The organism is Streptomyces sp. NPDC000134 (assembly GCF_042899225.1).
Taxonomy (GTDB): Bacteria; Actinomycetota; Actinomycetes; order Streptomycetales; family Streptomycetaceae; genus Streptomyces.
This window is the reverse complement of sequence record NZ_JBIAZN010000004.1, coordinates 269,962-291,666: the sequence shown is the minus strand read 5'-3', so window position 1 is coordinate 291,666 and position 21,705 is coordinate 269,962. Positions and strand designations below refer to the sequence as shown.

The 21,705-nt window shown below is 71.3% G+C and carries 16 protein-coding genes and 1 pseudogene; 11 read left to right on the top strand and 6 right to left on the bottom strand.

Going from position 1 to position 21,705, the window contains the following annotated elements:
• Positions 1-5 precede the first annotated feature (5 nt).
• The 4 genes from ACFY32_RS08260 to ACFY32_RS08245 all read left to right on the top strand — a co-directional run bounded on the left by ACFY32_RS08260 (position 6) and on the right by ACFY32_RS08245 (position 3,110).
• Positions 6-725, top strand: coding sequence for a YggS family pyridoxal phosphate-dependent enzyme (locus tag ACFY32_RS08260; protein WP_390673729.1), 720 nt, complete (start codon positions 6-8; stop codon positions 723-725).
• Positions 726-854: 129 nt separating this feature from the next.
• The gene (locus tag ACFY32_RS08255) at positions 855-1,496 is read left to right on the top strand and encodes a cell division protein SepF (protein ID WP_359192993.1); all 642 of its coding nucleotides are present in this window, start codon (positions 855-857) and stop codon (positions 1,494-1,496) included.
• A 47-nt stretch (positions 1,497-1,543) separates the two neighbouring features.
• Positions 1,544-1,828, top strand: coding sequence for a YggT family protein (locus ACFY32_RS08250; RefSeq protein ID WP_007448661.1), 285 nt, complete (start codon positions 1,544-1,546; stop codon positions 1,826-1,828).
• 55 nt (positions 1,829-1,883) lie between these two features.
• Positions 1,884-3,110 carry a DivIVA domain-containing protein gene (locus ACFY32_RS08245; RefSeq protein WP_359192990.1) on the top strand — a complete coding sequence of 409 codons (1,227 nt, stop codon included), beginning with the start codon at positions 1,884-1,886 and terminating at the stop codon, positions 3,108-3,110.
• A gap of 154 nt (positions 3,111-3,264) precedes the next feature.
• On the opposite strand, the gene ileS is transcribed toward ACFY32_RS08245, so the two are convergent.
• Positions 3,265-6,411 (bottom strand): isoleucine--tRNA ligase, encoded by a 3,147-nt coding sequence (ileS, locus tag ACFY32_RS08240; RefSeq protein ID WP_390673728.1) that lies wholly within the window; start codon positions 6,409-6,411, stop codon positions 3,265-3,267.
• A gap of 518 nt (positions 6,412-6,929) precedes the next feature.
• Between ileS and ACFY32_RS08235 the strand changes: the two are divergent.
• From ACFY32_RS08235 to ACFY32_RS08215, 5 genes and pseudogenes are all read left to right on the top strand, one after another.
• Positions 6,930-7,445 (top strand): annotated as a pseudogene (locus ACFY32_RS08235) (TraR/DksA family transcriptional regulator); the annotation flags it as partial.
• A 50-nt stretch (positions 7,446-7,495) separates the two neighbouring features.
• Entirely contained in the window at positions 7,496-8,116 is a 621-nt protein-coding gene (gene lspA / locus ACFY32_RS08230; protein ID WP_390673727.1) for a signal peptidase II, read from the top strand.
• A 43-nt stretch (positions 8,117-8,159) separates the two neighbouring features.
• The gene (locus ACFY32_RS08225; RefSeq protein WP_390673726.1) at positions 8,160-9,104 is read left to right on the top strand and encodes an RluA family pseudouridine synthase; all 945 of its coding nucleotides are present in this window, start codon (positions 8,160-8,162) and stop codon (positions 9,102-9,104) included.
• Entirely contained in the window at positions 9,101-9,568 is a 468-nt protein-coding gene (locus ACFY32_RS08220; RefSeq protein WP_359192979.1) for a GNAT family N-acetyltransferase, read from the top strand. The genes ACFY32_RS08225 and ACFY32_RS08220 overlap by 4 nt, the downstream gene beginning before the upstream one ends.
• Before the next feature lie 88 nt (positions 9,569-9,656).
• On the top strand, positions 9,657-11,243 hold the full coding sequence (locus ACFY32_RS08215) for a Na+/H+ antiporter (RefSeq protein ID WP_359192976.1): 1,587 nt from the start codon (positions 9,657-9,659) through the stop codon (positions 11,241-11,243).
• A 9-nt stretch (positions 11,244-11,252) separates the two neighbouring features.
• On the opposite strand, the gene ACFY32_RS08210 is transcribed toward ACFY32_RS08215, so the two are convergent.
• Positions 11,253-12,371: a mechanosensitive ion channel domain-containing protein gene (locus ACFY32_RS08210; protein WP_359192973.1), complete on the bottom strand. Its 1,119-nt coding sequence runs from the start codon at positions 12,369-12,371 to the stop codon at positions 11,253-11,255.
• Positions 12,372-12,476: 105 nt separating this feature from the next.
• Between ACFY32_RS08210 and ACFY32_RS08205 the strand changes: the two genes are divergently transcribed.
• Positions 12,477-13,052 (top strand): dienelactone hydrolase family protein, encoded by a 576-nt coding sequence (locus tag ACFY32_RS08205; RefSeq protein ID WP_390673725.1) that lies wholly within the window; start codon positions 12,477-12,479, stop codon positions 13,050-13,052.
• Between the two features lie 22 nt (positions 13,053-13,074).
• Here ACFY32_RS08205 and ACFY32_RS08200 read toward each other — a convergent pair whose 3' ends face one another.
• The 4 genes from ACFY32_RS08200 to ACFY32_RS08185 form a co-directional block, all read right to left on the bottom strand.
• A complete protein-coding gene (locus ACFY32_RS08200) occupies positions 13,075-14,757 on the bottom strand; it encodes an alkaline phosphatase D family protein (RefSeq protein ID WP_359192970.1) in 1,683 nt (560 codons plus the stop codon).
• 87 nt (positions 14,758-14,844) lie between these two features.
• Entirely contained in the window at positions 14,845-15,657 is an 813-nt protein-coding gene (locus ACFY32_RS08195) for a DsbA family protein (protein ID WP_390673724.1), read from the bottom strand.
• Positions 15,658-15,722: 65 nt separating this feature from the next.
• Positions 15,723-16,427: a hypothetical protein gene (locus ACFY32_RS08190; protein ID WP_390673723.1), complete on the bottom strand. Its 705-nt coding sequence runs from the start codon at positions 16,425-16,427 to the stop codon at positions 15,723-15,725.
• Positions 16,428-16,492: 65 nt separating this feature from the next.
• A complete protein-coding gene (locus ACFY32_RS08185; protein ID WP_359192961.1) occupies positions 16,493-17,818 on the bottom strand; it encodes a DUF2252 domain-containing protein in 1,326 nt (441 codons plus the stop codon).
• 236 nt (positions 17,819-18,054) lie between these two features.
• Between ACFY32_RS08185 and dnaE the strand changes: the two genes are divergently transcribed.
• Positions 18,055-21,594 (top strand): DNA polymerase III subunit alpha, encoded by a 3,540-nt coding sequence (dnaE, locus tag ACFY32_RS08180; protein ID WP_390673722.1) that lies wholly within the window; start codon positions 18,055-18,057, stop codon positions 21,592-21,594.
• Positions 21,595-21,705: the final 111 nt, after the last annotated feature.

Below are 21,705 nucleotides of genomic sequence, written 5' to 3'. Positions count from 1 at the left end.
GGGGCATGACGGACCGTAAGGAAGAACTCGCCGGGAATCTGGCGAAGGTGGAGGAGCGGATCGCCGCCGCCTGCGCGGCGGCCGGCCGGCCGCGCGAGGACGTGACCCTGATCGTGGTCACCAAGACGTATCCGGCGAGCGATGTGCGGGTCCTGGCGGAGCTGGGGGTGCGGCACGTCGCCGAGAACCGGGACCAGGACGCGGCGCCCAAGGCCGCCGAGTGCGCGGATCTGCCGCTCACCTGGCACTTCGTGGGTCAGTTGCAGACCAACAAGGTACGATCTGTGGTCGGTTATGCCGACTTGGTGCAGTCCGTCGACCGTTCCCGGCTGGTCGCCTCGCTGTCGAAGGAGGCCGTCCGGGCCGGGCGCGAACTCGGCTGCCTCATCCAGGTCGCCCTCGACGCGGGGGCGAGCGGGCGCGGCGAGCGGGGCGGAGTCGCCCCCGAGGGGATCGAGGAGTTGGCGGGTCTGGTCGCCGGGGCGCCCGGCCTCCGGCTGGACGGCCTGATGACCGTGGCCCCGCTGACGGGGGAGTACGCCGGGCGGCAACAGGCCGCCTTCGAGCGCCTCATGGATTTGTCGACCCACCTGCGCCGGGGCCATCCTGCTGCGAACATGGTCTCCGCAGGGATGAGCGCGGACCTCGAACAGGCCGTGGCCGCCGGAGCGACACATGTACGCGTCGGCAGCGCGGTACTCGGAGTCCGCCCCAGGCTCGGGTAACGTCGCCAAGAAGTCGGACCACAGCAGAAAATATGGTCATTACCGCCGAAAGGCGGACGCAACGACCTCGTGGATCGCGGGCATTTGGCAGTCGTCAGCCGATCCACCACAGAGCGGAGGACTCAGAGCATGGCCGGCGCGATGCGCAAGATGGCGGTCTACCTCGGCCTCGTGGAGGACGATGGGTACGACGGCCGGGGGTTCGACCCCGACGACGATTTCGAACCTGAACTCGACCCGGAGCCCGAACGGGACCACCGGCGTCACGAGCCGTCGCACCAGTCGCACGGATCGCACCAGCCCCAAAGGGACGAAGAGGTGCGAATCGTGCAACCGCCCGCGCCCCGCGAGCCGGTGGCCCGATCCGCTTCGCTCGCCGCGGAATCCGGGCGTCCGGCGCGTATCGCGCCCGTGGCATCCATCACACAAGAACGCGCAAGCCTGGAAAAGAGCGCACCGGTCATCATGCCCAAGGTCGTGTCCGAACGAGAGCCCTACCGGATCACCACACTTCACCCCCGGACCTACAACGAGGCCCGTACCATCGGGGAACACTTCCGTGAGGGCACGCCGGTGATCATGAATCTGACTGAGATGGACGACACAGATGCGAAGCGACTTGTCGACTTTGCGGCCGGTTTGGTGTTTGGTCTTCACGGCAGTATCGAGCGGGTGACGCAGAAGGTGTTCCTGTTGTCTCCTGCTAACGTCGATGTCACGGCGGAGGACAAGGCCCGCATCGCAGAGGGCGGGTTCTTCAACCAGAGCTGAGGCGTAGCAACCGGTGAGCTGGATCAGGGGAGAGGGAAGCGCGGGTCATGAGCGTGGTTCTGGATGTCGTCTACATCGCGCTGATGTGCTTCCTCATCGTGCTGATCTTCCGGTTGGTCATGGACTACGTCTTCCAGTTCGCCCGCTCGTGGCAACCCGGCAAGGCGATGGTGGTCGTACTGGAGGCCACCTACACTGTCACCGATCCACCGTTGAAGCTTCTGCGGCGGTTCATCCCGCCGCTGCGTCTCGGGGGCGTGGCGCTCGACCTGTCCTTCTTCGTACTGATGATCATCGTCTACATCCTGATCTCGATCGTGAGCCGGCTGTGAGCGATGAGAGAGATACGGGCTTGCCGAATGCCGACGACTACGTTGAGGTGAAGAGATGCCGTTGACCCCCGAGGACGTGCGGAACAAGCAGTTCACGACCGTCCGCCTCCGAGAAGGCTATGACGAGGACGAGGTCGATGCCTTCCTCGACGAGGTCGAAGCCGAACTGACCCGTCTGCTGCGCGAGAACGAGGACCTGCGCGCCAAGCTGGCCGCCGCCACGCGTGCGGCCGCGCAGAACCAGCAGAACATGCGCAAGCCCCCCGAGCAGCAGCAGGACCAGCAGCAGGGCGGGATGCCGCAGCAGGGTGGTATGCCCCCGCAGGGCGGAATGCCGCAGCAGGGCGGAATGCAGCAGCAGGGCGGGATGCCCCAGCAGGGCGGGATGCCGCAGCAGGGCATGCGAGGTCCCGGCGCTCCGGTGCCCGCCGGCATATCGGGCCCGCCGCAGCAGCAGATGGGCGGCCCCATGGGTGGTCCGCCCCAGTTGCCGAGCGGCGCCCCGCAGTTGCCCGCCGGTCCCGGCGGACAGGGCGGCCCGCAGGGTCCCGGCCCGATGGGCCAGGGTCCGGGGCCGATGGGCCAGGGTCCCGGTCCCATGCAGGGACAGATGGGCCCCGGTCCGATGGGCGGCCCCATGGGCGGCCCGCAGGGTCCCGGCCCGATGGGCCAGGGTCCCGGTGGCGACAGCGCCGCACGCGTGCTGTCGCTGGCCCAGCAGACCGCCGACCAGGCGATCGCCGAGGCCCGGTCCGAGGCCAACAAGATCGTCGGCGAGGCGCGTTCGCGCGCCGAGGGCCTGGAGCGGGACGCCCGCGCCAAGGCCGACGCCCTGGAGCGGGACGCGCAGGAGAAGCACCGCGTCGCGATGGGCTCCCTGGAGTCCGCCCGCGCCACGCTGGAGCGCAAGGTCGAGGACCTGCGCGGCTTCGAGCGCGAGTACCGTACGCGGCTGAAGTCCTACCTGGAGTCGCAGCTCCGGCAGTTGGAGACGCAGGCCGACGACTCCCTCGCCCCGCCGCGCACTCCCGCGACCGCCTCGCTGCCGCCGTCCCCGGCGCCGTCGATGGCCCCGGCGGGCGCGAGCGCCCCGGCCTACGGCGGGAACCAGTCCATGGGCAGCGGTCCGGGCGGGTCCGCCGGACCGTCCTACGGCTCGCAGCAGCAGATGTCGCCGGCCATGACGCAGCCGATGGCACCGGTGCGGCCGCAGGCGCCCTCGCCCATGGGGCAGGCGCCGTCGCCCATGCGCGGGTTCCTGATCGACGAGGACGACAACTGACGGCGGCTGCCGGCTCGTAGTACGGCTTGGCCGTCGGCAGCGTTCAGGGCGGGCCCCGGGTTTCGACCCGGGGCCCGCCCTGTTGTGTGCGTGCACGGCGCACGGCGTGGCGAGGCCGGGCCCCCTGGTGAGGGGGCCGGGCCTTTCGTGCCGGTTACGCCTTGCGGAGGCGGAACGTCAAGGACAGGCCCTCGTCGGTGAACGCGGTGCCGTAGCCGTCGTCCGCCTCGCCCTGGGCGAAGTCCGTCGCCAGGACCTCGTCGGCGATCAGGCCGGCGTGGTCGCTCAGGGCGGCGAGGACCGCCGGGTCCGTGGCCGTCCAGCGCAGGCTGATGCGGTCGGCGACGTCCAGGCCGCTGTTCTTGCGGGCCTCCTGGATCAGGCGGATCGCGTCCCGGGCGAGGCCCGCGCGGCGCAGCTCCTCGGTGATCTCCAGGTCCAGGGCGACCGTCGCGCCCGAGTCGGAGGCGACCGACCAGCCCTCGCGCGGGGTCTCCGTGATGATCACCTCGTCCGGGGCGAGGGTGATCGTCTCACCGTCGACCTCGACCGAGGCCGTGCCCTCGCGCAGGGCGAGGGAGAGGGCGGCGGCGTCCGCGCCCGCGACGGCCCTGGCGACGTCCTGGACGCGCTTGCCGAACCGCTTGCCCAGCGCCCGGAAGTTGGCCTTGGCGGTGGTGTCGACCAGCGAGCCGCCGACCTCGCTCAGCGAGGCGAGGGACTCGACGTTCAGCTCCTCCGTGATCTGCGCGTGCAGTTCGGGGGAGAGCGTCTCGAAGCCGGTCGCCGCGATCAGCGCGCGCCGCAGCGGCTGCCGGGTCTTGACGCCGGACTCCGCGCGGGTGGCGCGGCCCAGTTCGACCAGGCGGCGCACGAGCGCCATCTGCCGGGACAGCTCCGGGTCGACCGCCGTCAGGTCCGCCTCCGGCCACGTGGACAGGTGGACGGACTCCGGGGCGCCCGGGGTGACCGGGACGATCAGGTCCTGCCAGACCCGCTCGGTGATGAACGGCGTCAGCGGGGCCATCAGCTTGGTGACCGTCTCGATCACCTCGTGCAGGGTGCGCAGCGCGGCCTTGTCGCCCTGCCAGAAGCGGCGGCGCGAGCGGCGGACGTACCAGTTGGACAGGTCGTCGACGAACGCGGAGAGCAGCTTGCCGGCGCGCTGGGTGTCGTAGCCCTCCAGCGCCTGGGTCACCTGGTCGGTCAGCGCGTGCAGTTCGGACAGCAGCCAGCGGTCCAGCAGCGGGCGGTCGGCCGGGGCCGGGTCGGCCCCGCTCGGCGCCCAGCCCGTGGTGCGGGCGTACAGGGCCTGGAAGGTGACCGTGTTCCAGTACGTCAGCAGCGTCTTGCGGACGACCTCCTGGATGGTGCCGTGGCCGACGCGGCGGGCCGCCCAGGGGGAGCCGCCGGCCGCCATGAACCAGCGCACCGCGTCGGCGCCGTGCTGGTCCATCAGCGGGATCGGCTGGAGGATGTTGCCCAGGTGCTTGGACATCTTGCGGCCGTCCTCGGCGAGGATGTGGCCGAGGCACACGACGTTCTCGTAGGAGGACCTGTCGAAGACCAGGGTGCCGACCGCCATCAGCGTGTAGAACCAGCCGCGGGTCTGGTCGATGGCCTCGCTGATGAACTGCGCCGGGTAGCGGGACTCGAACAGTTCCTTGTTCTTGTACGGGTAGCCCCACTGCGCGAACGGCATCGAACCCGAGTCGTACCAGGCGTCGATGACCTCCGGCACGCGCGTGGCGGTCTTCCCGCACCCGTCCTGCGGGCAGGCGAAGGTGACCTCGTCGATGTACGGGCGGTGCGGGTCCAGGTCCGAGTGGTCGGTGCCGGACAGCTCGGTCAGCTCCGCGCGGGAGCCGGCGACGGTGAGGTGGTCGTCCTCGCAGCGCCAGATCGGCAGCGGGGTGCCCCAGTAGCGGTTGCGGGAGAGCGCCCAGTCGATGTTGTTGTCCAGCCAGTCGCCGTACCGGCCGTGCTTGACGGTGTCGGGGAACCAGTTGGTCTTCTCGTTCTCCGCGAGGAGCCGGTCCTTGATCGCCGTGGTGCGGATGTACCAGGACGGCTGGGCGTAGTACAGCAGCGCGGTGTGGCAGCGCCAGCAGTGCGGGTAGCTGTGCTCGTACGGCAGGTGCTTGAACAGCAGGCCGCGCTCGGCGAGGTCCTCGGTGAGCCGCTCGTCGGCCTTCTTGAAGAAGACGCCGCCGACCAGCGGGAGGTCCTCCTCGAAGGTGCCGTCGGGGCGGACCGGGTTGACGATCGGCAGGCCGTAGGAGCGGCAGACCCTGAGGTCGTCCTCACCGAAGGCGGGGGACTGGTGGACCAGACCGGTGCCGTCCTCGGTGGTGACGTACTCGGCGTTGACCACGTAGTGGGCCGGCTCCGGGAACTCCACCAGCTCGAAGGGGCGCCGGTACGTCCAGCGCTCCATCTCGGCGCCGGTGAACGTCTGCCCGGTGCTCTCCCAGCCCTCGCCGAGGGCCTTGTCCACGAGGGGGGCGGCGACGACGAGCCTCTCCTCGCCGTTCGTCGCGACGACGTAGGTGACCTCCGGGTGGGCCGCCACCGCGGTGTTCGAGACCAGCGTCCAGGGCGTGGTGGTCCACACCAGGAGGGCGGCCTCGCCGGCCAGCGGGCCGGAGGTCAGCGGGAAGCGGACGTAGACGGAGGGGTCGACGACCGTCTCGTAGCCCTGGGCCAGCTCGTGGTCGGACAGGCCCGTGCCGCAGCGGGGGCACCAGGGGGCGACGCGGTGGTCCTGGACCAGCAGGCCCTTGGTGAAGATCTCCTTCAGGGACCACCAGACGGACTCGACGTACTCCGGGTCCATCGTCCGGTAGGCGTCGTCCAGGTCGACCCAGTAGCCCATGCGGGTGGTCAGCTCGGCGAAGGCGTCCGTGTGCCGGGTCACCGACTCGCGGCACCTGTCGTTGAACGCCGCGATGCCGTACGCCTCGATGTCCGGCTTGCCGCTGAAGCCCAGCTCCTTCTCGACGGCCAGCTCCACCGGGAGGCCGTGGCAGTCCCAGCCGGCCTTGCGGGCCACGTGGTAGCCGCGCATGGTGCGGAAGCGGGGGAAGACGTCCTTGAAGACGCGGGCCTCGATGTGGTGGGCGCCGGGCATCCCGTTGGCGGTGGGCGGGCCCTCGTAGAACACCCATTCGGGGCGTCCCTCGGACTGCTCCAGGCTCTTGGCGAAGATCTTCTGTTCGCGCCAGAAGTCGAGCACCGCGTGTTCGAGCGCGGGCAGGTCGACCTGGGCGGGTACCTGGCGGTACTGCGGCGGCGTATTCAACGCGATTCCTCCGGCGGACGTGCTGCCTTCCGTCGGAGGGACGAGAGCGGTGTGCTCCCGCGGTACCACCCTCCTTGGCTCCCGGTGCGCAGGGTGCGCCGGTGAGCCCCCTCATTGGGCTCGCGAGGCCGGGTCTACTCGCCCCTGGGGGCTTTCTTCCGGCGGCTCCGGGGTGATCTTCACGCCGCGCTCGCCCCCGGGCTCACACCGTCCCCGGGTCGCTCTGGGCTGCCTGCGCCGCTACTCGTCCCCATCCACGCTTTTCGCTCCGCCCAGTGTACGGCGCCCGGCGGACGGCGTCCGACCGGTATTCCCGGCGGCGGTGCCCCGGACGGCGACCGCCGGCCGCGCCCCGGGGCGTCCGGCGCGGCGCATACCTGGCGGTGAGCTGGGCACAACGCATGCAGATCCGTCGAGCGGCGTTCGCGAGGCGGGCGAATCGGGCGGTGCGCCCCGTTGCCGCGGGACCGAAGTCGATTTATCGTCCCAGCACGGTTCGCGAGCAAGATCACATATGTGAAGGGGCGGCGCAGGCCGCGGAGCAGACGGGAGCCACGACAGTGGTTGCGAAGAAGACTCCTGGCACGGCCACGGCGGCCACCTCCGCCGTTCCGAAGGCGCGGGGCACCGCGGTGGACCCCGGCGACCTCGCGGTACGTCCGGGCGAGGACCCCTGGACGCCGGAGGAGGTCGATCAGGCGCGCGGCGAACTGGCGTCCGAGGAGGCGCGGCTCCGCGCCGAGCTGGACTCCTCCGAGCGGGCGCTGCAGGGCCTGATGCGGGACTCCGGGGACGGCGCGGGCCACGACGAGGCGGACACCGGCACCAAGAACATCACGCGCGAGCACGAGCTGGCGCTGGCCGCCAACGCCCGCGAGATGCTCACCCAGACCGAACACGCCCTGGAACTGCTGGACGCCGGCACCTACGGACTGTGCGAGAACTGCGGCAAGCCGATCGGCAAGGCCCGGATGCAGGCGTTCCCCCGGGCCACCCTCTGTGTGGAGTGCAAGCAGAAGCAGGAGCGCCGGTAGGCCGTGCCGTACCCTCGTCTCCAGTCAGGTACCTAGGTCGAGGGACTCACGTGGCAGAGGCGGAGCGCATCATCGGTACGCCGGACACCCCGGACGCGGCGGGGGACGGGCAGCGGGAGCCCGATGCCGGAGGGGCAGGGACGACGGCCGCCGAGGCCGGGGGCGGCGCCGAGGCCCGGCCCGCGCGCAGGCGCCGGATCGCCGTGCTGTTCGCGGTGGCCGTGTGCGCCTACCTCCTGGACCTGGTCAGCAAGATGATCGTGGTCGCCAGGCTGGAGCACCACGAGCCGATCGAGATCGTCGGGGACTGGCTGCGGTTCGAGGCGATCCGCAACGCGGGCGCCGCCTTCGGGTTCGGCGAGGCGTTCACCGTCATCTTCACGGTGATCGCCGCGGCCGTGATCGTCGTGATCGCCCGCCTGGCCCGCAAGCTCTACAGCGTGCCGTGGGCGGTCGCGCTCGGCCTGCTGCTCGGCGGCGCCCTCGGCAACCTCACCGACCGGATCTTCCGCTCGCCCGGCGTCTTCGAGGGTGCGGTCGTGGACTTCATCGCGCCCAAGCACTTCGCGGTGTTCAACCTGGCCGACTCGGCGATCGTCTGCGGCGGCATCCTGATCGTGCTGCTGTCCTTCCGGGGCCTGGACCCGGACGGGACCGTCCACAAGGACTGAGCGCGGTACGGCGGTGTCGGCGCCGTCCGGCATACTCGACCGGGTGAGCACGATTCCCGAGATCCGCACCCTGCCCGTGCCCGACGGCCTGGAGGGCGAGCGCGTCGACGCCGCCATCTCCCGCATGTTCGGCTTCTCCCGTACCAAGGCCGCGGAGCTGGCCGCCGCGGGGAAGGTCACGGTCGACGGGTCGGTGGTCGGCAAGTCGGAGCGGGTGCACGGCGGGGCCTGGCTGGAGGTCGAGATGCCCCAGGCGCCGGCGCCCGTGCGGGTCGTCGCCGAGCCGGTCGAGGGCATGGAGATCGTCCACGACGACGAGGACGTCGTCGTCATCGTCAAGCCGGTCGGCGTCGCCGCCCACCCGTCGCCCGGCTGGACCGGCCCGACCGTGATCGGCGGGCTCGCCGCCGCCGGGTACCGGATCTCCACCTCCGGCGCCGCCGAGCGGCAGGGCATCGTGCACCGCCTGGACGTCGGCACCTCGGGGCTGATGGCGGTCGCCAAGTCCGAGCGCGCCTACACCTCGCTCAAGCGCCAGTTCAAGGCGCGCACGGTCGACAAGCGCTACCACACCCTGGTGCAGGGCCACCCCGACCCGACCAGCGGCACCATCGACGCGCCCATCGGCCGCCACCCGCAGCACGACTACAAGTGGGCGGTCACGGCGGACGGCAAGCCCTCCGTCACGCACTACGACCTGATCGAGGCGTTCCGCGCGGCCTCCCTGCTCGACGTGAAGCTGGAGACCGGCCGCACCCACCAGATCCGCGTCCACATGGCCGCCCACCGCCACCCCTGCGTCGGCGACCTGACCTACGGCGCCGACCCCACCCTCGCCAAGCGGCTGAAGCTGACCCGCCAGTGGCTGCACGCCGTCCGCCTCGGCTTCGAGCACCCCGGCACCGGCGACTGGGTGGAGTACGCCAGCGACTACCCGGACGACCTCCAGCAGGCCCTGGACCGGGTCAGGGAGGAGACCTACGCATGACCCCGCCGTACCAGGTGCGCGTCGCCGAGGACCCCGCCGACCGGGACGCCTGCTTCGCCGTGCGCAAGGACGTTTTCGTCGCCGAGCAGGGCGTGCCGGAGGACATCGAGTACGACGCCCACGACGCCGGCGCGGTGCACGTCCTGGCGGTGGGCGAGGACGGCGTGCCGCTCGGCACCGGACGGCTGCTGTACGGCGCCGAGGCGGCCGGGAAGACCGGCGGCGACCCCGGCGTCGGATCGCTCGGCCGGCTCGCCGTGACCCGGGCCGCCCGCGGACTGGGCGTCGGGGCCGCGCTGGTCCGGGCGATCGAGGAGGCCGCGCGGGCGCGCGGGCTCGCCGCGGTCGACCTGCACGCCCAGACCCACGCCCTGGGCTTCTACGAGAAGCTGGGCTACGAGGCGTACGGCCCGGAGTTCCCCGACGCCGGGATACCGCACCGGGCGATGCGGCGCGCGCTGTGACCCGAGAGTGCCGCACGGGCTGACGGGGCAGGTGGTGGCAGGGTGGAAGTCTGCCCCGTGACCGCCGAGACACACCGGAGCGCTGACCGTGGATCAGTTGGGCCTGCTTTTCCTGCTGTTGCTCGGGGCCCTGGTGAGCGTCCCGGTCGGGGACCGTCTCAGGCTTCCGGCGCCGGTGCTGATGACCGTGTTCGGCATCGTCCTGGCACTGCTGAACTTCGTGCCCAACGTCGACATCCCGCCCGACCTCATCCTGCCCGCACTGCTGCCGCCGCTGCTCTACGCGGCCGTACGGCGCACCTCCTGGCGGCAGTTCGCGGCCAACGTCCGGCCGATCTTCCTGCTGGCGGTGGCGCTGGTCTTCGTCACCATGGCGTGCGTGGCCACCGTCGCGCACGCGATCGTGCCGGGGCTGCCGCTGGCCGCCGCCTTCGCGCTCGGGGCGCTGGTCGCGCCGCCCGACCCGGTCGCCGCGACCGCCGTCGCCGGGCAGTTGGGGCTGCCGCGCCGCCTGGTGTCCATCCTGGAGGGCGAGGGGCTGTTCAACGACGTGACGGCCATCGTCCTGTACCACGTGGCCATCGCCGCCGCGGTCAGCGGGGCCTTCTCGCCCTGGAGCGCCGGGGCCGACCTGGTGCTGTCCGCGGTCGTCGCCGTCGCCGTCGGCCTGGCGCTGGGCTGGGGCGCCAACAGGCTGCACGGGCTGCTGGGCGACGCCACCCTCCAGATCGGCCTGACCCTGCTGGTGCCGTACGCCTCCTACGTCCTGGCCGAGGAACTGCACGGCTCCGGGGTACTGGCGGTGCTCACCACCGCGATGTTCCTCGCCGAGTACGCCGCCGACGCCGACGACGTGCTCACCCGGCTGGCCGGGCACACCGTCTGGGACGTCGTCGACACCCTCGTCACCGGGGTGGCGTTCGGGCTGATCGGGCTGGAGCTGCACAACGCGCTGCGCACCGCGTCCGGGCACTGGGCCGAGCTGCTGGCCTGGTCCGCCGCGGTCGTCGTGGTGGTGATCCTGGTCCGGCTGCTGTGGCTGCTGCCGGCCACCTGGCTGACCAAGCGGCTGCACTCCCGGCGCGACCAGGACGAGGACATCCCGACGAGCTGGCGGGAGACGATCGTCATGTGGTGGGCCGGGATGCGCGGCGTCGCCTCGGTCGCGCTCGCCCTGGCGATCCCGCTGGAGACGGACGACGGATCGGCCTTCCCGCACCGCGAGGAGATCATCTTCATCGCCTTCGCGGTGATCATGGTCACCCTGCTGCTCCAGGGCCTGACCCTGCCCTGGCTGGTCAACCGGCTCGGCGTACGGGCGGACTCCGAACGGGAGAAGCACCTGGAGCGGGAACTGGCCCTGCGGGCCGCCAAGGCCGCCAAGCGGAGGCTGCGGGAGATCGAGTCGGTGGAGGACCTCCCCGAGGAATTGTCCGAGCAGTTGCTGCGGCGGGCCTTCGACATCGGGGTGCGGATCAGCCCCGAGATCGGCGACGACGAGCGCCGCGAGGCGGTGGAGCAGCGGGCGCGCCGGGTCCGCCGGGTCCGCCGCATCCAGGGCGAGATGCTCAGCGCCGCCCGGCACGAGGTGCTGGCGGCGCGCAGCGAACCCGGCGCCGATCCGGAGATCGTCGACCGGGTGCTGCGCCACCTGGACGTCCGCAGCCTGCGCTGAGCAGCGCGTTCAGTGCTCCCGGGCCGGCTGTTCCGGGAAGCGGCGGGGCACGCCGTCGGGGGAGTTCCCGCGCCGCCGGTCGCGGCCGGGCGGCAGATACGCCTCCGCGGTGTTGACGCGGGGCAGCGCGTACGGGTGCTCCTCGGCCAGCCAGCGGACCATCCGCTCCCGCATCGTGACCCGTACCGTCCACAGGTCGTCGGAGTCCTTCGCGGTGGCCAGGCCCCGGATCTGGAGGGTGTTGGGGGTGGTGTCCGTGACGTCCAGGCCGTAGCCGCGGCCGTCCCAGGCCGGGCACTCGCGCAGGATGTCGCGCAGCTTGTCGCGCATCGCGTCCACGGGCGCCGCGTGGTCCACGTGCCAGTAGACGACGCCGGTCATCTCCGGAGTGCCGCGCGACCAGTTCTCGAACGGCTTGGAGGTGAAGTACGACACCGGCATCGTGATCCGGCGCTCGTCCCAGGTCCGCACGGTCAGGAAGGTCAGCGTGATCTCCTCGACCGTGCCCCACTCGCCGTCCACGACCACCGTGTCGCCGAGCCGCACCATGTCGCCGAACGCGATCTGGAACCCGGCGAACATGTTGCTCAGCGTGGACTGCGCGGCGATGCCGGCGACGATGCCGAGGACACCGGCCGAGGCCAGCAGCGAGGCGCCCGCCGTCCGCATCTCCGGGAACGTCAGCAGCATCGAGGCCACCGCGACCACGCCGACCACCGCGGCCACCACCCGCATGATCAGCGACACCTGGGTGCGCACCCGGCGCACCCGGGCCGGGTCGCGCTGGGCGCGGGCGTGGGCGTACCGGTCGTAGGAGGTCTCCACGATCGCCGCGGCGATCCGGATGACCAGCCACGCCACCGAGCCGATCAGCACCAGCGACAGGATGTGCCCGATGGTCGCCCGGTGCGAGGGGAACACCCGGGCCTCCACGTACGAGCCTCTGAGCATGGCCGCGCACAGGACGAGCTGGTAGGGGATGCGGGCGCGCCGGAGCAGCCCCCACAGGGGCGTCTCATGGTGCCGTTCGTCGGCCTTGCGCAGCAGCAGATCGGTCGCCCAGCCGATGAACAGGGTCAGGACGACCGAACCGCCGACCACGGTCAGCGGACGGAGTATGTTCTCCATGCACACGAACGTAACCGGGACCGAGGGGCACTGAACATGTGACTTCGCGGCGGTCCTGGGTAGCGGCCGGGCCGCGCGGCCGGACCCGGCTGGCACGATGGCCCCATGGACATCGTGCTCTTTCACTCGACCTTCGGTCCCCGGCCCGCGGTGCGGCAGGCCGCCGACAAGCTGCGTGACGCCGGTCACCAGGTGTGGACCCCGGACCTCTTCGAGGGCCGGACGTTCGACACGGTGGAGGAGGGCATGGCGCACAACGAGTCGATCGGCCGGGAGGAACTGCTGAAGCGGGCCGTGCTGGCCGCCGCGCCCTACTCCGAGCGGGGCCTGGTCTACGCCGGGTTCTCGCTCGGCGCCTCCATCGCCCAGACCCTCGCCCTCGGCGACCACCGGGCGCGCGGACTGCTCCTGCTGCACGGCACCTCGGACATCGCGCCCAACGCCTCGGTGGACGACCTGCCCGTCCAACTGCACGTCGCCGAGCCCGATCCGTTCGAGACGGACGACTGGCTGAGCGCCTGGTACCTCCAGATGGGCCGGATCGGCGCCGACGTCGAGGTGTTCCGCTACGCCGGGGCCGGCCACCTCTACACCGACCCCGGCCTGCCGGACTACGACGGGGAGGCCGCCGAGGCCACCTGGCGGGTGGCGCTCGGCTTCCTCCGGTCGCTGGAGTCCTGAGCCGGGCCCGGAGCGGGGCGGGTCAGACCGGGTCGTAGGCGCGCTCGACCCGCTGGGTGCCGCTGCGGGTGCGGTACGAGCGGGCCCAGGCGGAGGCCGCCGCCGGGTCGGTGCGGTCGGCGACCACGTAGTAGTCCATCTGCGCCCGCTCGGCGGTGACGTCCAGCACGCCGTAGCCGTGGCGGTCGGTGTCGACCCAGTGGACATGCCGGTTGGCGGCGCGGATCAGCGGCGCGGCGACCGCGGAGACGGTGCCCTCGGGGACCTTCACCGCGTCGTCGAGGTTGTCGGAGGTCACCGAGGTGACGACGAACTCGGTGGCCGCCGACGCCGACAGCGGGTACGTGCCGGCGTTCACCGGCACGTCGTTGGCCCACGCCATGTGGATGTCGCCGGTCAGGAACACGGTGTTGCGGACGGCGCCCGACCGCAGGTGGGCCAGGAGTTCCCGGCGGTCGTCGGTGTAGCCGTCCCACTGGTCGGTGTTGAGGGCGAGGCCCTCCCGGGGCAGGCCCAGCAGTTCGGCGAGCGGCGCCAGCAGTTCGGCGGGGAGCGAGCCGACCGCGAACGGGGAGATCATCACCGGGTTGCCGACCAGCCTCCAGGTGGTGTCGGAGGCGGACAGCCCGGCCTTGAGCCAGTCCAGTTGGGCACGGCCGGTCAGCGTGCGGTCCGGGTCGTCGACCGCGCCGGAGCCGGCCGCGACCTGCTGGGAGCGGTAGGAGCGCAGGTCCAGCAGCGACAGGTCGGCGAGCCGGCCGAAGCGCAGGCGCCGGTAGGTGGTGCCGGCCAGCGCCGGGCGCACCGGCATCCACTCGAAGTACGCCTGCTTGGCGGCGGCCTGGCGGGCCGCCCAGGCACCCTCCGCGCCCTCGGTGTGGTTCTCGGCGCCGCCCGACCAGGCGTCGTTGGCGATCTCGTGGTCGTCCCAGATGGCGACGACCGGCGCGGCCGCGTGCAGGGCCTGGAGGTCGGGGTCGGTCTTGTACCGGCCGTGCCGGACGCGGTAGTCGGTGAGGCTGACGATCTCGTGGGCGGGGGCGTGCGGGCGGACGACGGTGTCGCGGGTGCCGTACTCGCCGGTGCCGTACTCGTAGATGTAGTCGCCCAGGTGCAGCCAGGCGTCCAGGTCGCCGCGGGCCGCGAGATGGCGGTACGCGGAGAAGTGGCCGGCCTCCCAGTTGGCGCAGGAGACCACGCCGAAGCGCAGGCCGGGCACGGCGGCGTCGGCGGCGGGCGCGGTGCGGGTGCGGCCGACGGGGGAGTCGGTGCCCCCGGCGGCGAAGCGGAAGAAGTAGTCGGTCGCGGGGGCGAGGCCGCGCACGTCGGCCTTGACGGTGTGGTCGGAGGCGGGGCGCGCGGTGACGGTGCCCTTGGCGACGACGTCGGTGAACGCCCGGTCCCGGGCGACGGTCCACTCGACGGGGGTGTCCGGGCCGGTCCCGGAGCCCGGTATGGCCTCCGGCACCGGCGTCACCCGGGTCCACAGCAGGACCCCGTCGGGCAGCGGGTCGCCGGAGGCGACGCCGTGCAGGAAGGCGGGGGCGGCGTCGGCGGCCCCGGCGGGCGGGGCGGCGGCCAGCGGCGATGCGACGAGGACGGCGCCGGCGGCCCCGGCCGCGGCCTTGACCACCGTACGGCGGCTCGGTACGGCGGCGGGGCGGGCGCCCGTGGACGGCTCGGTTGCTCTGTAAGGACTGGTCACGGGCGAGCAGGCTACTGATCGGTACGCGCCCGGAGCGGGCGAACCGGAAAAGTTCGCCCGCTTTTCAGCCAGTGGCCAGCCGCGGGGTCACGCCTTCAGCGCCGCGTCGATCGCCGTCTTGAACTCGGCCACCGTCATGGGCGCGTTCTTGCCGTCGGAGCCGGTCAGGGTCTTGCCGTCCATCTTCAGGCTCGGCGTGCCCGACACCCCGCTCTTGTCGAACTCGGCCGACATCTCCAGCGCCCACTTGTCGTAGGTGCCGTCCTTCACGGCGGCCTGGAACTCCTTGTTGCCCTTCAGGGCGTCGACCGTGTCCGCCACCTTGATCAGGTAGGCGTCGTCCTTGAACTTGTCGTCGGTCTCCTCGGGGTGCCACTTCGCCGAGTAGAGCGCCGCCTTGTAGTCGAGGAACGCCTCGGGGCCGACGTTCAGCGCGGCGCCCAGGGCGCTCAGCGCGTTCTTGGAGCCCTCGCCGGTCAGATTGCCGTCGAGGAAGGTGGCGCCGATGAACTGGATCTTGTACTTGCCGTCCTCGACGTCCTTGGCGACGGTCTCGCCGACGGTCTGCTCGAACTGGGCGCAGATCGGGCAGCGCGGGTCCTCGTACAGCTCCAGGGTCTTCTTGGCGTCGGCCTCGCCGATGACGACGGTGGTGCCGTCGGTGCCGGTGGTGTTGGCCGGCTTGACGAGCTGCTCGTCGGCGACGGCCTCCCAGTGGTCGGGCTTGTTGGCCTGGACGACGGCGTAGCCGATGCCGCCGGCTATCGCCAGCACGCCGACGATGGAGCAGGCCACGATGACCTGCCGCTTGACCTTCTGCCGCTTGGCCTGGCGCTCGCGCTCCTGGCGCAGCTTCTCACGGGCCGCCGTCTTCGCCGTCTGGGTGTTCCGCTTGCTCATGGTGATGATCTCCGTGGGGAGGCGCACACGCGGGTGTGCGGGGGACTGGTGCTCGGGGGGCGGGGTCACACGAGGGCGACCGAGCACGGCGGTCCACGCCGTCCCAGGGAGTGCGCGAGGAGCCGGTCGCGGGCGCCGGCGGGCCGGCGGGCCGGCGGCGCGGGCCGGCCGGTGGCCGGGGCGGGCCGCACGGTGACCGCGGCGACCGCGAGCAGCAGCGGCCGGAACGTGGTCGCGGTCACCGCCCGCAGCGTCTGGGCCAGCGCGCGCTCGCCCCGGCGCAGCCAGGCGGCGGCGAGCAGGCCGACGCCGACGTGGGCGCCGAGCAGCAGCCAGGAAGTGCCGGTGCCGGCGTGCGCCAGCAGGGCGGCGAGCCGGTCGGTGTCGGCGCCGGTGACCCGGGTCAGCGGGGCGGTGACCCCGGCGCGCACCCCGGTGCCGTCGCCGCACAGCACGTCGAAGCCGACCGAGCGCAGCGGGCCGGTGACCGGGCCGCCCGCCCGGCCGTAGCAGAGGTGCTGGCCGGTGGTGAAGACCGTGTCGGCGGCCAGCTCCAGCGGGATCAGCAGGGCGGCGATCCGCCCGAAGGAGCGCTCCCGGGCCGCCAGCGCGTACGCCAGGGCGAACACGGCGGCGGCCACCGCGGCCACCGTGGGCAGCGGCAGCGGGACCCCGGACAGCAGCACGTGCGACGCGGTGCTGAGCGTCACGGCGAGGGCCGTGAACAGCGCCGCGCGAACGGCTCTGAGCGGGGTTCCGGATATGTCCATGGCGTAGGAGAGTGTGACACGGGCTCCGGTAAAAGAACCCTAAAGGGTGAGTGTGAACGAGCGGATCACAGACCCGGGATACGGCCGTTGCGGAACAGGTCGACGAAGATCTGGTGGTCCCGGCGCGCACGGGCGCCGTAGGAGTGCGCGAAGTCCACCAGCAGGGGCGCGAAGCCCTCCTCGTCGGCCGCGATCGCCGCGTCGATGGCCCGCTCGGTGGAGAACGGCACCAGGGACTCGCCGGACTGGTCGTCCGCCGCCGCGTGCATGGTGGCGGTCGCCCGGCCCAGGTCGGCGACGACCTCGGCGATCTCCTCCAGGTCGTCGATGTCGCCCCAGTCCAGGTCGACGGCGTACGGCGAGACCTCGGCGACCAACTGCCCGGCGCCGTCCAGCTCGGTCCAGCCCAGCCACGGGTCGGCGTGCGCCTGCAGGGCGCGCTGGGAGATCACCGTGCGGTGGCCCTCGTGCTGGAAGTAGTCCCGGATGGAGCGGTCGGTGATGTGCCGGGAGACGGCCGGGGTCTGGGCCTGCTTGAGGTAGATCACCACGTCGTTCTCCAGGGCGTCGCTGTTGCCCTCCAGCAGGATGTTGTACGACGGCAGCCCGGCCGAGCCGATGCCGATGCCGCGCCGGCCGACGACGTCCTTCACGCGGTAGGAGTCGGGGCGGGTCAGGGAGGACTCCGGGAGCGTCTCCAGATAGCCGTCGAAGGCCGCCAGCACCTTGTAGCGGGTGGCGGCGTCCAGCTCGATGGAGCCGCCGCCCGGCGCGAACCGGCGTTCGAAGTCGCGGATCTCCGTCATCGAGTCCAGCAGCCCGAACCGGGTCAGCGAGCGGGCCATGCGCAGCGCGCCCAGCAGCGGCCCCTCGGCCGTGTCCAGCGTGAACGGGGGCACCTCGTCGCTCTTGGCGCCGAGCGCCAGCGCGCGCACCCGCTCCCGGTAGGCGCCCGCGTAGACCCGCACCAGCCCGCTGATCTGCTCGTCGCTGAGCGCCTTGGCGTACCCGATCAGCGCCACGGAGGCGGCGAAGCGCTTCAGGTCCCAGGTGAAGGGGCCGACGTACGCCTCGTCGAAGTCGTTGACGTTGAAGATCAGGCGGCCGGTGGAGTCCATGTACGTGCCGAAGTTCTCCGCGTGCAGATCGCCGTGGACCCACACGCGCGAGGTGCGGTCGTCCAGGTACGGGCCGCCGTCCTTCTCCGCGTCCAGGTCGTGGTAGAAGAGGCTCGCCGTGCCCCGGTAGAACGCGAAGGCCGACGCCGCCATCTTCCGGAACTTCACGCGGAACGCGGCCGGGTCGGCGGCCAGCAGCGCGCCGAAGGCGGTGTCGAAGACGGCGAGGATCTCCTCGCCGCGGTGCTCCACGTCGAGCTGCGGGACCGACATCGCTGGGTGCCTCCTGGTACGGGTGGTGCTGTCACGGGTGGAGCGGTTCTCCCCCGCCGTCAACGTTCGAGGGGCCGTGCGAGTGCCCGCGCCCCGGGGTGCCGCGCGACACGCGGGCCCCCGCACGAAGGTACGCGGACGAGCCCGCGGAGTGTCAGCCGCGAGGCATAGACTTCGACGCTGACCCCCCGGACTGTCCGCAGCCCGTCGCCCACTGTTCCCCCAGGAGGCCGAACGTGTCCAAGCCGCCGTTCACGCACCTGCACGTCCACACCCAGTACTCCCTGCTGGACGGTGCCGCGCGGCTGAAGGACATGTTCAACGCGTGCAACGAGATGGGCATGACCCACATCGCCATGTCCGACCACGGCAACCTGCACGGGGCGTACGACTTCTTCCACTCCGCGCAGAAGGCCGGGATCACCCCGATCATCGGGATCGAGGCGTACGTCGCCCCCGAGTCGCGGCGGAACAAGCGCAAGATCCAGTGGGGCCAGCCGCACCAGAAGCGGGACGACGTCTCCGGCTCCGGCGGTTACACGCACAAGACGATGTGGGCCGTGAACAAGACGGGCCTGCACAACCTCTTCCGGCTCTCCTCCGACGCCTACGCCGAGGGCTGGCTGCAGAAGTGGCCCCGGATGGACAAGGAGACGATCTCCCAGTGGTCCGAGGGGATCGTCGCCTCCACCGGCTGCCCCTCCGGCGAGGTGCAGACCCGGCTGCGGCTCGGCCAGTTCGACGAGGCCCTCAAGGCGGCCGCCGACTACCAGGACATCTTCGGCAAGGAGCGGTACTTCCTGGAGCTGATGGACCACGGCATCGACATCGAGCACCGGGTCCGCGACGGCCTGCTGGAGATCGGCCGGAAGCTCGGCATCCCCCCGCTGGTCACCAACGACTCGCACTACACGTACGCGCACGAGGCCACCGCCCACGACGCGCTGCTGTGCATCCAGACCGGCAAGAACCTCTCCGACCCCGACCGCTTCAAGTTCGACGGCACCGGCTACTACCTGAAGTCGACGGAGGAGATGTACGCCATCGACTCCTCCGACGCCTGGCAGGAGGGCTGCGCCAACACGCTGCTGGTCGCCGAGATGGTCGACACCACGGGCATGTTCGAGAAGCGCGACCTGATGCCCAAGTTCGACATCCCCGAGGGGTACACCGAGGTCACCTGGTTCCAGGAGGAGGTCCGCCGCGGCATGGAGCGCCGCTACCCGGGCGGCGTCCCCGAGGACCGCCAGAAGCAGGCCGAGTACGAGATGGACGTCATCATCCAGATGGGGTTCCCGGGCTACTTCCTCGTCGTCGCCGACTTCATCATGTGGGCGAAGAACCAGGGCATCGCCGTCGGCCCCGGCCGAGGCTCCGCGGCCGGCTCGATCGTGGCGTACGCCATGGGCATCACCGACCTCGACCCGATCCCGCACGGCCTGATCTTCGAGCGGTTCCTCAACCCCGAGCGCGTCTCCATGCCCGACGTCGACATCGACTTCGACGAGCGCAGGCGCGTCGAGGTGATCCGGTACGTGACGGAGAAGTACGGCGCCGACAAGGTCGCCATGATCGGCACGTACGGCAAGATCAAGGCGAAGAACGCCATCAAGGACTCCGCGCGGGTCCTCGGCTACCCGTACGCGATGGGCGACCGCCTCACCAAGGCGATGCCCGCCGACGTCCTCGGCAAGGGCATCGACCTCGACGGCATCACCAACCCCTCGCACCCCCGCTACAGCGAGGCCGGCGAGATCCGCTCGATGTACGAGAACGAGCCGGACGTGAAGAAGGTCATCGACACCGCCAAGGGCGTCGAGGGCCTGGTCCGGCAGATGGGCGTGCACGCGGCCGGCGTGATCATGTCCAGCGAGCCGATCGTCGACCACGCCCCGATCTGGGTCCGGCACACCGACGGCGTGACCATCACCCAGTGGGACTACCCGCAGTGCGAGTCGCTCGGCCTGCTGAAGATGGACTTCCTCGGCCTGCGCAACCTCACGATCATGGACGACGCCGTCAAGATGGTGAAGTCCAACAAGGGCGTCGAGCTGGACCTGCTCTCCCTGCCGCTGGACGACCCCACGACCTTCGAACTGCTCCAGCGCGGCGACACCCTCGGCGTCTTCCAGTTCGACGGCGGGCCCATGCGCTCCCTGCTGCGCCTGATGAAGCCCGACAACTTCGAGGACATCTCCGCCGTCTCGGCCCTGTACCGCCCGGGTCCGATGGGCATGGACTCGCACACCAACTACGCGCTGCGCAAGAACGGCCTCCAGGAGATCACCCCGATCCACAAGGAACTGGAGGAGCCGCTCAAGGAGGTCCTGGACGTCACCTACGGCCTGATCGTCTACCAGGAGCAGGTGCAGAAGGCCGCCCAGATCATCGCCGGGTACTCGCTCGGCGAGGCCGACATCCTGCGCCGCGTGATGGGCAAGAAGAAGCCCGACGAACTGGCGAAGAACTTCGTCCTCTTCCAGGCCGGCGCCCGCAAGAACGGTTACAGCGACGAGGCGATCCAGGCGCTGTGGGACGTGCTGGTCCCCTTCGCCGGCTACGCGTTCAACAAGGCGCACTCCGCCGCGTACGGACTGGTCTCCTACTGGACCGCCTACCTCAAGGCCAACTACCCGGCCGAGTACATGGCCGCCCTGCTCACCTCCGTCAAGGACGACAAGGACAAGTCGGCCGTCTACCTCAACGAGTGCCGGCGCATGGGCATCAAGGTGCTCCCGCCGAACGTCAACGAGTCCATGGCCAACTTCGCCGCCCAGGGCGACGACGTGATCCTCTTCGGCCTCTCCGCGGTGCGCAACGTGGGCACCAACGTGGTGGAGTCGATCATCCGGAGCCGCAAGGCCAAGGGGAAGTTCGCCTCCTTCCCCGACTACCTCGACAAGGTCGAGGCCGTCGTCTGCAACAAGCGGACCACCGAGTCGCTGATCAAGGCCGGCGCCTTCGACGAGATGGGCCACACCCGCAAGGGCCTCACCGCGCAGTACGAACCGATGATCGACAACGTGGTCGCGGTCAAGCGCAAGGAGGCCGAGGGCCAGTTCGACCTCTTCGGCGGCATGGGCGAGGAGCAGAGCGACGAACCGGGCTTCGGCCTGGACGTGGAGTTCTCCACCGAGGAGTGGGACAAGACCTATCTGCTCGCCCAGGAGCGGGAGATGCTCGGTCTGTACGTCTCCGACCACCCGCTGTTCGGTCTGGAGCACATCCTGTCCGACAAGGCCGACGCGGGCATCTCCCAGTTGACCGGCGGTGAGCACGCGGACGGCGCGGTCGTCACCATCGGCGGCATCATCTCCGGCCTCCAGCGCAAGATGACCAAGCAGGGCAACGCCTGGGCGATCGCCACCGTCGAGGATCTCGCCGGCTCCATCGAGTGCATGTTCTTCCCGGCGACCTACCAGTTGGTCTCGACCCAACTGGTGGAGGACGCCGTGGTGTTCGTCAAGGGCCGCCTCGACAAGCGGGAGGACGTGCCCCGGCTGGTCGCGATGGAGCTCCAGATCCCCGACCTGTCCAACGCCGGGGCCAACGCGCCCGTGGTGCTGACCATCCCCGCCACCCGCGTCACCCCGCCCATGGTCAGCCGCCTCGGCGAGATCCTCACCCACCACCGGGGCGACAGCGAGGTCCGGATCAAGCTCCAGGGGCCGACGAAGACCACCGTGCTCCGCCTGGACCGGCACCGGGTCAAGCCCGACCCGGCCCTCTTCGGCGACCTGAAGGTGCTGCTCGGCCCGTCCTGCCTGGCCGGCTGACCGAGGCCCGGTACGGCTGTGGGGGGGGGGCCGCCCCCGCCCCGCCCCCCCCCCCCCCCCCCCGGCCGCCCCCCCCCCCCCCCCCCGGGGGCGGTGTGGGGGGGGCGCCTG

Bases quoted from the DNA above. Each gene is read 5' to 3' on its own strand.
- ACFY32_RS08260 (WP_390673729.1), top strand. From the start codon at position 6: ATGACGGACCGTAAGGAAGAACTCGCCGGGAATCTGGCGAAGGTGGAG.
- ACFY32_RS08255 (WP_359192993.1), top strand. From the start codon at position 855: ATGGCCGGCGCGATGCGCAAGATGGCGGTCTACCTCGGCCTCGTGGAG.
- ACFY32_RS08210 (WP_359192973.1), bottom strand. From the start codon at position 12,371: ATGGAGAACATACTCCGTCCGCTGACCGTGGTCGGCGGTTCGGTCGTC.
- ACFY32_RS08205 (WP_390673725.1), top strand. From the start codon at position 12,477: ATGGACATCGTGCTCTTTCACTCGACCTTCGGTCCCCGGCCCGCGGTG.
- ACFY32_RS08245 (WP_359192990.1), top strand. From the start codon at position 1,884: ATGCCGTTGACCCCCGAGGACGTGCGGAACAAGCAGTTCACGACCGTC.
- ACFY32_RS08185 (WP_359192961.1), bottom strand. From the start codon at position 17,818: ATGTCGGTCCCGCAGCTCGACGTGGAGCACCGCGGCGAGGAGATCCTC.
- ACFY32_RS08195 (WP_390673724.1), bottom strand. From the start codon at position 15,657: ATGAGCAAGCGGAACACCCAGACGGCGAAGACGGCGGCCCGTGAGAAG.
- ACFY32_RS08190 (WP_390673723.1), bottom strand. From the start codon at position 16,427: ATGGACATATCCGGAACCCCGCTCAGAGCCGTTCGCGCGGCGCTGTTC.
- ACFY32_RS08220 (WP_359192979.1), top strand. From the start codon at position 9,101: ATGACCCCGCCGTACCAGGTGCGCGTCGCCGAGGACCCCGCCGACCGG.
- ACFY32_RS08250 (WP_007448661.1), top strand. From the start codon at position 1,544: ATGAGCGTGGTTCTGGATGTCGTCTACATCGCGCTGATGTGCTTCCTC.